Origin of the sequence: Algoriphagus terrigena DSM 22685, assembly GCF_000429445.1 — a bacterium.
Lineage (GTDB): Bacteria > Bacteroidota > Bacteroidia > Cytophagales > Cyclobacteriaceae > Algoriphagus > Algoriphagus terrigena.
Genome location: NZ_AUBW01000004.1, coordinates 1 through 14,057, shown reverse-complemented (window position 1 = coordinate 14,057; position 14,057 = coordinate 1). Strand labels below are relative to the sequence as shown.

The following is a 14,057-nucleotide window of genomic DNA, read 5'->3' as shown; positions in this document are numbered from 1 at the left end:
CATTGAAAACCCATTAACCTATGATTTCTCCCGATTCCCGTAGAGATTTTTTGAAAAAAACCGCTTTGGCGACCGCTGGAGCCAGTTTGGTTTCGCTTTCTTCTTTTGCGCCAGCTAAACCGAAAAATAAACTTCCCGCTTGGAAAGGCTTCAATCTTCTGGACTTTTTCTCCCATAATCCGGAGCAGGGAAGACCGACCAAGTCTGAGTACCTCAACTGGATTGCTGATTGGGGCTTTGATTTTGTCCGTGTGCCGATATCTTATCCGAGCTATTTGTCCATTGACAGGACTCGACCCATTCGAACGGACGAAGTCTTGAATTTTGACGAAAGCCGACTTGAAAAAGTGGATCAGCTGGTCGAAAAAGCTCTAAAACAGGGTTTGCATGTGAGTTTGAACTTACATCGGGCACCGGGATTTTGCATCAATGCGGGATTTGAAGAGCCCTATAATCTTTGGAAAGATCAGGAGGCTTTGGATGCCTTTTGCGCGCATTGGGAGATGTGGGCGAAGCGATATCGGGGAATTTCTTCCAAGAAACTCAGCTTCGATTTGGTCAATGAACCATTTCAGCGAGAAAATCCAAACGATCAGCATAGCCCCGGAGGTCCCGTGGACGTAGCGGATTACCATCGGGTGGCGAAAGCTGCTTTGGAAACCATCAAATCTGTCAAGAAATCCCGTTTGGTGATCGCTGACGGCAATGGTGGAGGAGGGATCGCCGTTCCCGAGTTGGCTGATTTGGACTTGTCTCAGAGTTGTCGGGGTTATCATCCTTTCCCAATCTCACATTATAAAGCAGGCTGGGTGTACAAAGACCCAGAGTCTGTGCCGCCAGTGGATTGGCCTTTGCAGCAAGGCGAGAAAGTGCTTGATATTGAAAGTATCCGGCAATACTATGCGCCTTGGAAAGCTCTCATCGATCAGGGAGTTGGCGTGCATTGCGGAGAATGCGGCTGCTACAATCAAACGCCCCATGAGGTGTTTCTAGCTTGGTTTGGCGACGTGCTACAAGTATTGAAAGAGATGGAAGTAGGTTTTGGAATCTGGGAGTTTTCAGGATCTTTTGGTGTGCTTAACTCTGGGCGAAAAGACGTGGCGTACGAGGATTGGTATGGAGAAAAGCTGGACAGGAAGTTTTTGGAGTTGCTCAGGGCGCAGGTGTAAAGTATAAGTTCTATTGCGAACCAGCTGCTTTTTAAAGCGGGACGGGTTATCAATAGGATGAAATCGTCTTCTGTTTATCTGCGAATTATCCCTGCATTTCTAAAAATAGATTTTAGAAATGCAGGGATAGAAATCAATAGGTTGTTGATAGTCAGATAGAGAAAATCCCGGACAGCTTCTCGTTGTCCAGGATTTTAAATCTTAATTTTCTAACCTTAAATCTTAAACCTTGTTGGGTTCCGGATGGGTGTAGCCTTGTCGATAAGGGCGTCTCAGTCTTTCCGTTGCTTCCTTGTCGCCAATGACGGTCATTGTTTTGGGATCATATTTCAAGGTTCGGCCACCGAGATCCATCGAGATATTTGCCAGGATACAGGCCGCGGTAGAGATATGACCTTCCTCAATGTCTGCAACAGGCAGCTTGTCAGTCTCAATCGCCTGCAGCCAGTTTTTCATGTGAAAGCGGGTCGCAGGAGCGGCATTCAGCTCAATGTCCGGCTCATTCACATCTTCAGGGTATTTCTCCCGCTCGAAGAGACATTCAAAATGAATCGGTTTCTCGTCTTTGCTCAGTGGTGTGTAGTCCGCCTGCATCGTGCTTCCAGCCAACATTCCTTTGTCTCCGAAAATCTTGAATGCCCAAGGATAGGTCGGATCATCCGGATTGCCCCAAGTCCGATGCTGCCAGACGACGTTGAGCTCGGGGTATTCAAAGATCGCTGATTGGGTGTCAGAGATATTCGACTTTCCGTCTTTTTGGACGTAGATGCCGCCCGTGGAGGTGATCTGAGTGGGCCAGCCGAGCTTCAGCATCCAGCGGACGGTGTCCAGCATGTGCACACACATGTCGCCGGTGATGCCGTTGCCGTATTCGATGAAAGTTCTCCACCATCGCTTGTGCGGGATGCCGTCGTAAGGTCTCAGCGGGGCAGGACCGGTCCAGAGTTCGTAGTTGAAAAAGTCAGGGACAGGCTCAACTGGTGGATTGCCGTTTGCACGCATATGATAATAGCAGCAAACCTCGACGTGAGAAATCTTTCCGAGCTTGCCGGTGTCAATGATTTGCTCTTTGGCGTCGATCAGGTGAGGGGTACTTTTTCGCTGGGTTCCTACCTGCACTGTCTTTTTATACTTTCGCGCAGCGGCCACCATTGCTTCTCCCTCGATCACGTCCACCGAAATCGGCTTTTGCACGTAGACATGCGCGCCGGATTTGAGTGCATCGATGCACTGGAGCGCATGCCAGTGATCCGGTGAACCGATCAGGACAAATTCGGGTTTTTCCTTTGCAAGTAACTCTTTGTAGTCCTCATAAAGTGCTGGGATTTTCCCGGATTTTTGACGGGTGGCGACCATGTCACCAGCGGCTTTCAGCATGTTTTTGTCCGGATCGCAAAGTCCAACAACTTCAACATCTGCCACCTGGATCAGGCGAAAGAGATCCGACTTGCCATACCAGCCTGCTCCGATCAGTGCAACTTGAAGGGGACCCTCGCGGTCTTTGAAGTCCATGCCTAAAAGTCCAAAACTGGCAAGTGTGGCCAGTGCTGACGATCCTTTTAAAAAGTCTCTTCGATTAAGTGTATTCATTGAGATTGGGTTTGAGGTTTATTGTGCCTCTTAAGATACAAAAACACAAACCCTTAGCAACTAGAATTGGATGAAAGGAAGAAGTGGACGGTCAACAGTCGATTGACCACAGTCGCTTCTTTGGGAGCGGAAATGCTGGAAATGTGACAGTTTGCGGGAGTCCGGGCTCAGAATTAAGGTTTTAAACATTGTCTGGTTCTGGGTGGACATATCCATCCCTGTACGGCCTTCTCAACAGTGCGGTAGCTTCCTCGTCGCCAATGACGGTCATCGTTTTTGGATCATATCGCAGTGGGCGGCTGTCCAGTTCCATGGACATGTTTGCCAAGATGCAGGAAGCCGTGGAAATATGCCCTTGGAGCACATCGGCGATGGGTAAAGTGTTGGTGTCTATGGCCTGAAGCCAGTTTTTCATCTGCTCGCGGGTGGCCGGGGCAGCGTGGATCTCGATGTCTTTTTCGGTGGTGTCCTCCGGAAATTGCTCTTTTTCCAGTAAGACTTCGTAGTGAATCGGCTCACCGTTTTCCTTTCCCTGCGGAGTGAAATCAGCACGCATCGGACTTCCGGCCAGCATGCCTTTTTCCCCGTAGATCTTAAACGCCCAAGGATAATCCTTGTCCACCGGATTACCCCAAGTACGGTGCTGCCAGACGACGTTCATTTCATCAAATTCGAAGACCGCAGTTTGGGTGTCGGAGATATTCGAAATGCTGTCTTTTTGCACATAGATTCCACCGGTGGATGTCACCTGCACTGGCCAACCCAGGTCACACATCCAGCGCACGGCGTCGAGCATGTGGACGCACATATCGCCGACGATGCCATTGCCGTATTCCATAAATGCCCGCCAACCCCGATGCAAGATCCCGCGATAAGGAAGCATCGGTGCGGGTCCGGCCCAAAGATCATAATTGACGTTTTCAGGAACTGGAATCACGGCCGGGGTGCTGTTATTCCGCATGTGGTAGTAGCAGAAAACCTCCGCGTGAGAGATCTTTCCGAGCTTGCCGGAGTCGATGATTTCTTGTTTTGCCTTGACCAAATGCGGCGTGCTGCGTCGCTGGGTGCCGATTTGTACCTTGCGGTCGTATTTTCTTGCCGCCGCCAAGATTGCCTCTCCTTCGATCACGTCTACAGAGATTGGCTTTTGCAGATACACATGAGCGCCGCTTTTCACCGCGTCGATGGCCATGAGCGCATGCCAGTGATCAGGAGTTCCGATCAGCACATACTCTGGTTTTTCTTTGGCCAAAAGCTCCTTGTAGTCTTCATAGAGTGCGGGAACTTTTCCTGATTTCTGGCGTGTGGAAACGAGTCTACCGGCCTCGGCTAATTGCTTGCTGTCGACGTCACAAAGGCCGACGACTTCCACATCTGCTACTTGAATGAGGCGAAAAAGGTCGGACTTGCCGTACCAGCCCGTGCCGATCAAAGCCACTTGAAGAGGCCCTTTTCGGTCTTTGAAGTTCATGCCGAGTAAGCCAAAACTCGCCAGCGACATAATCGCGGTACTTCCTTTTAAAAATTCTCTTCTGTTTAGGGGATTCACGAGGCTAGGAGGGTTTCAAAGGGTTTGGAACTTTTAAGATACAAAAAGTCCGATAGTAGCCAATCGTCTTGGCATTTCGGCTCGAGCCTGACTATTTGGGTTTCGTTTCTTCTTCCGGAAAGAAAATGTAGGGAAACGCTAAGCTGTCGGTCCTTAACATACTATGTAAAGTATCCTGGAAGATAATGTCGCCCCATTTTTTCAAAAAAATCTGACTTTCCCAAGAGTATGATCCCAATCGTCCATATTTTGGGCTAATTAGATATCCCCTATCACCATCCATGGCGGGGTTTTCAATCTCGTATTTTGCAACTTGAAGACTGTCAAATAGCACGTAGTCTTTTACGTAGACCCAATCGGAATCTTTTTGATTATGAACTTTAAACTTTTGTTGATCGATTTTTATCAGAATAAGGTCATTTGTAAAATCTTTTCCGGAAGAATCATAGTAAGAAAAGATAGTAGTATCTCCTTTTACCTTTTGAATGACTGTCTCAAAATCAAAACGGATGAGCTTCTCCCTTCGGTAATAGGATGATTCGATTCGGATTGTATCTATTGTGAGTATTTCAGATTCATTGTGCTTTGTAGCGCAAGAGAAAAACCCACAAATAAGAAAAACGGTAAAGAAGCATAATTTCAATGCCCTGTTTTTCTGATTTAAAAATCCTTTGCACCCCTTGTAGGGTTTTCTAGTTGTATCCACATGCGCTACCCTCACTTCGCGACCCAATCCAGTTGCCGTCCTTCATCAGCAGCTTGCTTGTCTTTGGCAGTCCCAACTGCGATGCCAATAGCCATTCCTATCGGAAGACCGATTCCCATAAGACCCATATTTCCCAGTGATGTACCAAACACCACGCCTAACGGAATACCAAATGCAGCCATTCCAAGAGCCAGCCACTGGAGTTGGTAGTGGTTTTTGGACACGATTTTAAGGTCGGTCTCAAGAAGTTTTAAAATCCCGGCTTGGGCGGATTTGAATTGCTTGACAAGCTCAGAGTCCGGTCCGGGAAAGTCGTTTACTCCGGCTATGATCTCGTTGATCTTTTGCTCATGTACCGGCGTAATTGATTTTTGCCCGACCGCCATGAGTAGTGAGCTCAGATTGTGGAATGCTTTGGCAAGCTTGGGATTGACTTCGAAAGAAGGGCGAAAGGTTAGTGGCGTGAGAGGCATGGGGTGAAGATAAATAATGGTGTCACCCGATAAAAGGAAACGGTATAATTTCAAATGTTTTCTAAGTCATCCTGATCTTTTGGACGATTGGCCAACATTTAATCAATCTTTTGCTGACTCACGATGCCAATGTTTTCCATCACTCCCTAGATCTTGCGCTGAAGACGGTCTTATCGATCCTTGGAGGATTATCCAAATCATATCCGTATGCGATGCTGTTCAGGTACTGATGAATCCGCATCCGCTCCTGCCAGGTTAGTTTGCTATGTTCCTTTCCGTAATTGACTTGCTCGGAAGCGTTTCTGGCTTGGAAGGCAGTTCGGTCGAGGCGGTATTTTTTTGGATTGTCGGCCATGGGTAGATTGGAGTACTCTTCTAATTTAAAAAAAATGGATCGATTCTCCCTTAGGGACTTGCATGACATCGGTCATCCGGCATCTAGCATTTCCTAAAACTTCACCCCAAACCGTTCTCCCAACTCAGTGAGATCTTTTACCACCGGATCCAGCAAAGGAATACCTTCTTTCATCCGAATCGCTTCCAGTTCCCGCTCGGGATCGCCTGGAATCAGGACTTTTTCATTTCCTGGAGTAGGAGTCGCAGACCGAAAACGCGTGATCCAGTTGTCCATGTGCGATTTGAACTCGTCTGCAGGACGGAATGCATCAACACGCATGGCACCGAAAAAGTGACCGATTCCTTCTCCCACCAGATTGGGCAGAGGATCGAGAAATGCCACAAAAGGTGGAACCCAAGGCCCGTAGTTAGCTCCGGAAAGTACGGCGGAGAAAATATCCACGATGGATCCCAACGCGTATCCTTTATGCGAACCATGCTCACGATCACCTCCGAGTGGAAGTAGTGCGCCACCGTCTTTTACGCCATTTGCCGAGGTCGTCGGTTGGCCATCTTTGTCTTGCACCCAGCCAGTTGGCGTGTCGAGGCCCTTACGCTGGAGGATTTCCAGTTTACCATTAGCAGCAGTCGTGGTAGCCATGTCGGCGACAAAAGGGGGCTGGTCTTTGGCAGGAATTGCCACTGATATCGGATTGGTGCCGAGGAGTCTTTCCTGCGAAAAAGTAGGGGCTACCAATGGACTGGCATTGGTCAGCGAGATGCCGATCATATCGTGCTCCAGTGCCATCATCGCATGATAGCCGGCGATGCCGTAGTGATTGGAGTTTTTTACCGAAACCCAGCCTGTTCCTACGTTTTTGGCTTTATCAATCGCTACCTGCATAGCAAATGGCGCCACTACCAAACCCAAACCACTGTCTCCATCGACGACTGCGGTCGAGGGAGTTTCATAAGTCACTCGCACGTTTGGCGTGGGGTTGATCCTTCCTTTTTCCCACAATCTCACATAGCCAGAAAGCCTCGCCACGCCGTGACTGTCCACACCTCGCAAGTCTGCAGAAAGAAGTACTTCCGAGGCGGTTTTAGCGTCGTGCTTAGGGCAGCCGATCTTCACCAGCATGTGATAGGTAAAGTGAAAAAGTTGGTCGTAGGAGTAGGTTTGCATAGTAACGGGGGTTCAATTCAGGCCAAATCTCGGCAAAGATAAGTATCAGTCAGCAGGGATCCGTGACCGATTTTCAGGAGTTAACGGTGAGTGAGGATGAAAAAGAGAGACACGAGTCTTTGGGAGAGAAAGCCAATTTTATGCTTCGGCAGCGAGCAATCGAGAAACTACTCCTTCTTTCAAAGAATAATAGGAGCAAACCATGGCTTCCACTGGCACATAGCGCAGGATAAACTCGATCAGGCAGCTGGCCACCACGATCATGTCGACACGCATTGGGATCATGCCGGGGATTTTGAGGCGCTCCTCCCGATTGAGAGATTTCAGCATCTCAAAGATCCGCTCGAAATCTCCGGTTGGGAGCTCAAAGGCATGCTGACCGGTGAGTTTGCACTGTAGCATCGAAGCGTAATAGATATCGGTCAGCGTGTCAAAGGTCCCGGAAGCACCCACCAAGCCGGTCGGTTTATAGAATTGCATTGCCTCAATCAATGGCTGAAGTTTTTCCTGACAGTAGGCTTCCAGCTTTTCGACCTCCTCTGGCAGGATCGGATCATGGTAATGGAAGGCGTCCAGAAGGCGCTGGCCTCCGATCTCAAAGCTTTTTTTCCAGAAAACTTCCTGCGAAGTGCCGATGATAAACTCGACCGAACCTCCGCCGATGTCCATCATCAGCGTGACGCGGCCGTTGAGCGAACCGGAAAAGTTGATGCCCTCATAGATAAGCTGGGCTTCCTCGTCGCCGGAGATGACATGGATGTCGATGTTCAAATCCTTTTTGACTTTGGAGACAAATTCGGGACCGTTTTCTGCATTGCGAACCGCGCTGGTAGCAAAAGCAAAAACCTGATCAATGTGCTCGCCATCGATCAGGTTTTTGAAGTGCCGCAAGGTATGAAAGGCCCTTTTCTGGGCGTCTGGAGCGATTTGATTTTGACTGATTCCGCCTTGACCGATCTTGACTGGGATTTTTTCCTTGTAGATAGTCCTGAAACTTTTCCCATTCAACTCCACCAATAACAAATGAAATGTATTGGTGCCCATGTCTATTACCGCGGCTTTTCGGATACTCATAATCTGCCAAAATTTTGGATGGGCGAATATAGAAAGTTTTTGATAAGTACAATTTTGAGGCAAAAAAATGGCAAAAGGTGTTTTGCTCCTTCCATGCTGGGATGCTTTTGAAATCGATGGTTTTATCGAAAATATTGTCTCTGACAGGTACAGACTTCTCTCTTTTAGGAGGAAAAAGGGGGCCTGAGTAAGAATAAAAGTGCTTCGCACAACTTTTCTGTTTTTGCGGTTTTCAATTCCCTGTTCGGGCTATATTTGGTCAGGATAAAAAAATCTAAAATGTCTGAACAGCATAAACCCGCGACCTTGCCCGACAGCGCAGAAAAGTTTGAACTCCTTCGAAAGAAAAACGCCGAAGCCCAAAAAGGCGGCGGGGATTCCCGAATCGCAGCCCAACATAAAAAAGGCAAGCTTTCGGCCCGCGAACGGGTCGAGTTGCTGATGGATGAGGGGACGTTTGAGGAGATTGACCGCTTTGTGATGCATCGATCCAAAGACTTTGGTTTAGACAAAGAGCATTATCTGGGAGACGGGGTGATCACGGGTTACGGAGAAATCAATGGAAGACTGGTGTATGTTTTTTCTCAGGATTTCACGGTTTTTGGAGGATCTTTGTCAGAAACCCACGCGGAGAAAATCTGCAAAATCATGGATATGGCCATGAAAAACGGAGCTCCAGTGATTGGATTAAACGATTCAGGCGGAGCAAGAATCCAGGAAGGAGTAAATTCCCTCGGGGGCTATGCCGATATATTTTATAGAAATACGCTAGCGTCTGGAGTGATTCCGCAGATTTCGGCCATCATGGGCCCGTGTGCTGGCGGAGCAGTGTATTCTCCTGCGATTACGGATTTTATCCTGATGGTGGAAAATACCTCCTATATGTTTGTGACTGGCCCAAATGTGGTCAAAACCGTCACGCAAGAGAACGTCTCTGCGGAGGAATTGGGAGGAGCTTCGGCGCACAGTACCAAGTCTGGGGTGACGCATTTTGCCTGCGCCAATGAGATGGAAGCGATCAAACACATCAAGCGATTGCTAAGCTATATTCCTCAAAACTGCGAAGACACCGCTCCCGTCTATCCTTACGAATTGAAGAAAGATGAAACGAGGAAAGTTCTCGACGCGATCGTTCCCGAAAATGCCAACCATCCCTACGACATCCGCGACGTGGTCAGGGGGATTGTCGATGAGGAATCTTTCTTGGAAGTGCATGAAAATTATGCAGACAATATCGTAGTGGGTTTTGCGAGAATCGCCGGGCGAAGCATCGGAATCGTAGGGAATCAGCCGCAATCGATGGCCGGTGTCTTGGATAATAACGCCTCGGTCAAGGCCGCCCGCTTTGTCAGGTTTTGCGACAGCTTCAATGTCCCGCTGTTGGTATTGGTGGATGTTCCCGGATTTTTGCCGGGGACGGATCAGGAATGGAACGGGATCATCACCAACGGGGCGAAGTTGCTGTATGCGTTTTCTGAAGCGACCGTACCGAGAATCACAGTGATCACCCGGAAGGCGTACGGCGGAGCTTATGACGTCATGAACTCCAAACACATCGGAGCGGATTTGAATTACGCATGGCCGACCGCGGAGATCGCTGTGATGGGAGCCAAGGGTGCTGCCGAAATCATCTTCAAAAAAGAAATCGCCGAAGCTGCTGATCCGGAAGGGAAACTTCAGGAAAAGGTCGATGAATACACGGCCAAGTTTGCCAATCCCTATCGCGCTGCCCATCGGGGCTTTATCGACGAGGTGATTTTCCCCTCCGAAACCCGCACCAAACTTATAAAAGCCTTCAAAATGCTCGAAAACAAGGTGGATAAACTGCCGAGGAAGAAGCACGGAAATATACCTTTGTAATAATTCAACTGTTAATAATTAACGACAATCTCTAAGATGGATTCGAACACCTTTTTACATAAATACCTTAATAATGCCTCACCAACGGGTTTCGAAGCCTCCGGCCAACAGATTTGGCTGGATTACATCCGACCTTTTGTCGACACCTATTTCACTGACAACTATGGGACGGCTGTCGGTGTGATCAATCCCGAGGCAGAATACAAAGTGGTCATCGAAGCGCACGCCGACGAAATCAGCTGGTTTGTAAACTACATCAAAGACGACGGCTACATCTATGTGCGTCGCAATGGCGGTTCGGATCACATGATCGCGCCATCCATGCGGGTGAATATACACACCGACAAGGGCGTAGTTCCCGGTGTTTTCGGCTGGCCTGCGATCCATGTCAGAAAAGAAGGCAAAGAGGATGCGCCTACCCTGGACAATATCTTCATCGACGTGGGTGCCCGCGCCAAAGCCGAAGTGGAGGAAATGGGCATTCATGTCGGTTGCGTCATCACTTTCAAAGACGAGCTGACGGAATTGAATGGAAAATTCTGGTCTGGACGCGCTTTGGACAATAGAATTGGGGGCTATATGATTGCGCAGGTTGCCCGGAGAATCAAAGAAGCGGGAGCGGAATTGCCTTTCGGGCTATACGTCGTCAACGCGGTGCAGGAAGAAATCGGACTTCGAGGCGCAGAGATGATCGCCCATCGGATCAAGCCGAACGTGGCAATCATTACCGACGTTTGCCACGACACCACCGCTCCTCTATATAATAAGGTGACAAGTGGGGATCAGACTGCGGGCAAAGGGCCTGTTTTGACTTATGGCGCTTCGGTTCATAAAAAGTTGCTCGACCTAATTATCGCTACCGCGAGAAAAAAGGAGATTCCATTCCAGCGTGCAGCTGCCTCCAGAGTCACCGGTACCGATACTGATGCATTTGCCTATTCTAATGAGGGAGTGCCTTCAGCGCTCATTTCCCTTCCTCTGAAATACATGCACACCACGGTCGAGACGGCAAGCAAAGACGACATCGAGCAGGTGATTAACCTGATGTATGAGTTTTTAATAGACTTCGATCCCAGTTTTGATTTTAGATATATAAAGTAGCTCTCAGCCCATAGTCCATCGTTCTGATGGGCTATGGGCGAGAAACTATTTGCCGCAATGTACTTCACCGATCATCTTTCTCGTAGCGTTTTTCTCCCAAAGCCACCCCAGCGGATCATCTCTCTGGTTCCCTCGCAGACCGAGCTGCTGGTGGACTTGGGTTTGGAGGAGCAGATTGTCGGCGTGACGAAGTTCTGCGTTCATCCAGGACATTTGATGAAGAGCAAAACCATTGTAGGCGGTACTAAGAATTACCGATTTGACGTCATAGAGCGTTTAAAACCGGACTTGATAATCGGGAATAAAGAGGAAAACGATCGGGAAGGGATTGAAAAGCTGGCTTTGAGCTATCCGGTTTGGATGAGTGATATTTTTGATCTGAATGATTCCATGCGGATGATTTCTGATTTGGGGAAAATCACCGGGACGGAAACTGAAGCTGAGGGGATGGTTGCCCAAATCCAGAATTCACTAAGCGAGAAAGTACCGTGTAAAGGTACTTGCGTCTATCTGATTTGGGAAAAGCCCAAGATGGCCGCGGGCAAACAGACATTCATCGATTCGATGCTTTCACTGGCAGGTTTTGAAAATGTAGTCAAGGAGGCCCGTTATCCCGCGATCAGTGAGCAGGAGTTGATTCAGCTTTCCCCGGAGTACGTGCTGCTGAGTTCTGAGCCTTTTCCTTTTGGGGAAAAGCACAGGGAAGCGATTCAGATGCTTTTGCCAAAGTGTAAAATTCTTCTAGTCGATGGAGAGATGTTTTCCTGGTATGGCAGTCGTCTACTTCATTCAATGGAATATTTCAAAAGATTATGAATAAAGCCTGGGATTGCTTCCCTTTTCCACTCATAAAAAATAAGCTTTCGCGGCGCCACTTTTGTAAAAAATTCAATTAACTTTTACGCGCTGAATTATTAGATCTGTTTTATTAAGGATTGAAAAATACACTGCTTTTCTAGAAAGCGTCGTTAGCCGTAGCAACGTTAAACCTACCCAACTTGTTAAATCTAAAAAGGAGTACCCATAAATCATGAAATTACTTTAAAGCTATGAAGAGAAGTTCGATCGCCGTGGCAGCTATGCTGGCTATGGCCTGGGCTTGCAGCCCAAAAACAACCGAAGAAACAGCCGAAATCACTGAGGAAGTGGTCGTGGTTGCGGATAATTCATTGTCGGAAGAAGAGAAAGCGGCCGGCTGGATGCTCCTTTTTGATGGGACATCAATGGAAGGCTGGAGAGCCTTCAACGGAGACTCTACCCCGCCAAACTGGATCATTGAGGATGGAGCAATGAAAGGGCTGGGTGCAACAGGCGGAGAAGATTTCGGTGGCGATGTGGTATTTGGTCCTATGGAGTTTGAAGAGTTTGAGATGGAATTCACCTGGAAGATCTCGCCAGGCGGCAACAGCGGCGTATTTTACCATGTAGTTGAAGATCCAAAATACAAAGCCCCTTATTATACAGGTCCAGAATATCAGGTGATCGATCAGCTGGGTTTTGCACAGCCGTTGGAAGACTGGCAGTCAATCGGTGCTGACTACGCCATGTATGTACCAGACTACGAAGGCGTGGTAAAACCTGCCGGAGAGTGGAACACTTCAAAAATTATCTTCTCTACGCAGGGCTCCAGCTATTGGCTGAATGGTAAAAAGACGGTGGAGTTCATTCCTTATTCTGATGATTGGAATACAAGGAGAAACTCCGGCAAGTGGAATGACTTCCCTGATTACAAGATTGCCAAGAAAGGATTGATCGCTCTTCAGGATCATGGCGACGCAGTTTGGTTCAAGAACATTAAAATTAGACCCCTTTAAAAATAACCTATTTATGAAAAAATTAGTAATCGTTGGACTTTTGCTTTTGGTGACTCAGGTGACTTTTGCCCAAAAGAAGAAAAAACTCTTTAATGGAAAAGACCTTACCGGCTGGGTGATCTATGGTACCGAAAAGTGGTATGTAGAAGATGGTTTGTTGATCTCTGAAAGTGGCCCTGACAAGGGATATGGATATTTGGGAACAGAGGAACAGTTTGATGACTTTGAAATCAATCTCGAATTCAAACAGGAAGCAAATGGAAACAGCGGGGTCTTTATCCGTTCTACCGTAGATGGAACCAAGGTTTCGGGCTGGCAAGTAGAGGTGGCACCTCCGGGTCATGATACCGGTGGGATCTATGAATCTTACGGCAGAGGCTGGTTGGTGAAGCCTGATCCAGAAAAAGACAAGGCGTTGAAGTTCGGAGAATGGAACAAAATGAAAATTGTTGTCAAAGGAGATAATGTTACTTCTTATGTAAACGGAGTGGAGATGGTCAATTATTCAGACGCTAAAATCGGCGAAGGAAAGGGAGGAGTTTTGCTTCAGATTCATGATGGCGGTGGAATTAAAGTCTACTGGCGAAATATTGAATTGGAGGAGCTGTAAAATTCAGAATATTCTATATGCTAAGCCCTGGGGATTGAGTTCTCAGGGCTTTTTTAATTGTAAAAACTTTTCCTTGATCATTTTCAGGGAGTTAGGTTTGGGAGAGATTTTTTTTGGAGTAGGGTATTGTTGTGGAGAAAAAAAGGGGGATATTTGCACTCCCAATCGAGGCGAACGGTGTCGAGTCGAGGCGAACGGTGTCGAGGGAAATTGAAATGAGGGAGTGTGGTGGGTATAAAAACCCGGAACAGGCGCCGGGGAGGCGGAAAAATTAAAAAATTTATTTTCCGATCCGGTTGCAAATAGAAAAACTTCACTTACCTTTGCATCCCGGTTCGCAAGGAACGGAAAGCAGAAAGAGAAAACGAGACGGAAATCAGGGAGGTGACTCCGGATTTTGACAGTCCAGCTGAAAGCGGTTGGGCAAGTTCTTTGAAATGTTGTAAGAGATAGAAAGCCTGAGGAAACGACAGGGGTCATCAGGGCAGCTTCGGCGCCTGTTTGACTGATACGAATGATAATTTACAATGGAGAGTTTGATCCTGGCTCAGGATGAACGCTAGCGGCAGGCCTAATACATGCAAGTCGA

General features: G+C 47.8%; 13 protein-coding genes and 1 rRNA gene. 7 read left to right on the top strand and 7 right to left on the bottom strand.

The genetic code is table 11. The features are described from left to right. Nucleotides 1-20: 20 nt before the first annotated feature. Entirely contained in the window at nucleotides 21-1,169 is a 1,149-nt protein-coding gene (locus tag G459_RS0102355; protein WP_026966199.1) for a cellulase family glycosylhydrolase, read from the top strand. 222 nt (nucleotides 1,170-1,391) lie between these two features. Here the strand turns inward: G459_RS0102355 and G459_RS0102350 are convergent, their stop codons facing one another. The 7 genes from G459_RS0102350 to G459_RS0102320 form a co-directional block, all read right to left on the bottom strand. After that, on the bottom strand, nucleotides 1,392-2,759 hold the full coding sequence (locus G459_RS0102350; protein ID WP_026966198.1) for a Gfo/Idh/MocA family oxidoreductase: 1,368 nt from the start codon (nucleotides 2,757-2,759) through the stop codon (nucleotides 1,392-1,394). A 181-nt stretch (nucleotides 2,760-2,940) separates the two neighbouring features. Then, a complete protein-coding gene (locus G459_RS0102345) occupies nucleotides 2,941-4,308 on the bottom strand; it encodes a Gfo/Idh/MocA family protein (protein WP_026966197.1) in 1,368 nt (455 codons plus the stop codon). Between the two features lie 91 nt (nucleotides 4,309-4,399). Then, on the bottom strand, nucleotides 4,400-5,041 hold the full coding sequence (locus G459_RS0102340) for a hypothetical protein (protein ID WP_169724995.1): 642 nt from the start codon (nucleotides 5,039-5,041) through the stop codon (nucleotides 4,400-4,402). Beyond that, on the bottom strand, nucleotides 5,026-5,487 hold the full coding sequence (locus tag G459_RS0102335; RefSeq protein WP_026966195.1) for a hypothetical protein: 462 nt from the start codon (nucleotides 5,485-5,487) through the stop codon (nucleotides 5,026-5,028). Before G459_RS0102335 ends, G459_RS0102340 begins: the two co-directional genes overlap by 16 nt. A gap of 139 nt (nucleotides 5,488-5,626) precedes the next feature. Then, a complete protein-coding gene (locus tag G459_RS0102330; protein ID WP_026966194.1) occupies nucleotides 5,627-5,842 on the bottom strand; it encodes a hypothetical protein in 216 nt (71 codons plus the stop codon). A gap of 93 nt (nucleotides 5,843-5,935) precedes the next feature. Then, the gene (locus G459_RS0102325; RefSeq protein WP_026966193.1) at nucleotides 5,936-7,009 is read right to left on the bottom strand and encodes an Ldh family oxidoreductase; all 1,074 of its coding nucleotides are present in this window, start codon (nucleotides 7,007-7,009) and stop codon (nucleotides 5,936-5,938) included. Between the two features lie 138 nt (nucleotides 7,010-7,147). Further along, on the bottom strand, nucleotides 7,148-8,083 hold the full coding sequence (locus tag G459_RS0102320; RefSeq protein ID WP_026966192.1) for a Ppx/GppA phosphatase family protein: 936 nt from the start codon (nucleotides 8,081-8,083) through the stop codon (nucleotides 7,148-7,150). A gap of 279 nt (nucleotides 8,084-8,362) precedes the next feature. Between G459_RS0102320 and G459_RS0102310 the strand changes: the two genes are divergently transcribed. The 6 genes from G459_RS0102310 to G459_RS0102285 form a co-directional block, all read left to right on the top strand. Beyond that, on the top strand, nucleotides 8,363-9,943 hold the full coding sequence (locus G459_RS0102310; RefSeq protein WP_026966191.1) for an acyl-CoA carboxylase subunit beta: 1,581 nt from the start codon (nucleotides 8,363-8,365) through the stop codon (nucleotides 9,941-9,943). 36 nt (nucleotides 9,944-9,979) lie between these two features. Beyond that, complete coding sequence (locus tag G459_RS0102305) at nucleotides 9,980-11,044, top strand: M42 family metallopeptidase (RefSeq protein ID WP_026966190.1); 1,065 nt, start codon at nucleotides 9,980-9,982, stop codon at nucleotides 11,042-11,044. Between the two features lie 33 nt (nucleotides 11,045-11,077). Then, a complete protein-coding gene (locus G459_RS0102300; RefSeq protein ID WP_245588115.1) occupies nucleotides 11,078-11,860 on the top strand; it encodes an ABC transporter substrate-binding protein in 783 nt (260 codons plus the stop codon). A 233-nt stretch (nucleotides 11,861-12,093) separates the two neighbouring features. Beyond that, complete coding sequence (locus G459_RS0102295; RefSeq protein WP_026966188.1) at nucleotides 12,094-12,858, top strand: 3-keto-disaccharide hydrolase; 765 nt, start codon at nucleotides 12,094-12,096, stop codon at nucleotides 12,856-12,858. A gap of 13 nt (nucleotides 12,859-12,871) precedes the next feature. Continuing rightward, nucleotides 12,872-13,468 (top strand): 3-keto-disaccharide hydrolase, encoded by a 597-nt coding sequence (locus tag G459_RS0102290; RefSeq protein WP_026966187.1) that lies wholly within the window; start codon nucleotides 12,872-12,874, stop codon nucleotides 13,466-13,468. 524 nt (nucleotides 13,469-13,992) lie between these two features. Beyond that, nucleotides 13,993-14,057 (top strand): 16S ribosomal RNA (locus G459_RS0102285); the annotation flags it as partial.

What these genes read in the sequence shown, in the direction of transcription:
- G459_RS0102355 (WP_026966199.1), top strand. Translation starts at nt 21, where the DNA reads ATGATTTCTCCCGATTCCCGTAGAGATTTTTTGAAAAAAACCGCTTTG.
- G459_RS0102350 (WP_026966198.1), bottom strand. Translation starts at nt 2,759, where the DNA reads ATGAATACACTTAATCGAAGAGACTTTTTAAAAGGATCGTCAGCACTG.
- G459_RS0102335 (WP_026966195.1), bottom strand. Translation starts at nt 5,487, where the DNA reads ATGCCTCTCACGCCACTAACCTTTCGCCCTTCTTTCGAAGTCAATCCC.
- G459_RS0102330 (WP_026966194.1), bottom strand. Translation starts at nt 5,842, where the DNA reads ATGGCCGACAATCCAAAAAAATACCGCCTCGACCGAACTGCCTTCCAA.
- G459_RS0102325 (WP_026966193.1), bottom strand. Translation starts at nt 7,009, where the DNA reads ATGCAAACCTACTCCTACGACCAACTTTTTCACTTTACCTATCACATG.
- G459_RS0102320 (WP_026966192.1), bottom strand. Translation starts at nt 8,083, where the DNA reads ATGAGTATCCGAAAAGCCGCGGTAATAGACATGGGCACCAATACATTT.
- G459_RS0102310 (WP_026966191.1), top strand. Translation starts at nt 8,363, where the DNA reads ATGTCTGAACAGCATAAACCCGCGACCTTGCCCGACAGCGCAGAAAAG.
- G459_RS0102305 (WP_026966190.1), top strand. Translation starts at nt 9,980, where the DNA reads ATGGATTCGAACACCTTTTTACATAAATACCTTAATAATGCCTCACCA.
- G459_RS0102300 (WP_245588115.1), top strand. Translation starts at nt 11,078, where the DNA reads ATGGGCGAGAAACTATTTGCCGCAATGTACTTCACCGATCATCTTTCT.
- G459_RS0102295 (WP_026966188.1), top strand. Translation starts at nt 12,094, where the DNA reads ATGAAGAGAAGTTCGATCGCCGTGGCAGCTATGCTGGCTATGGCCTGG.
- G459_RS0102290 (WP_026966187.1), top strand. Translation starts at nt 12,872, where the DNA reads ATGAAAAAATTAGTAATCGTTGGACTTTTGCTTTTGGTGACTCAGGTG.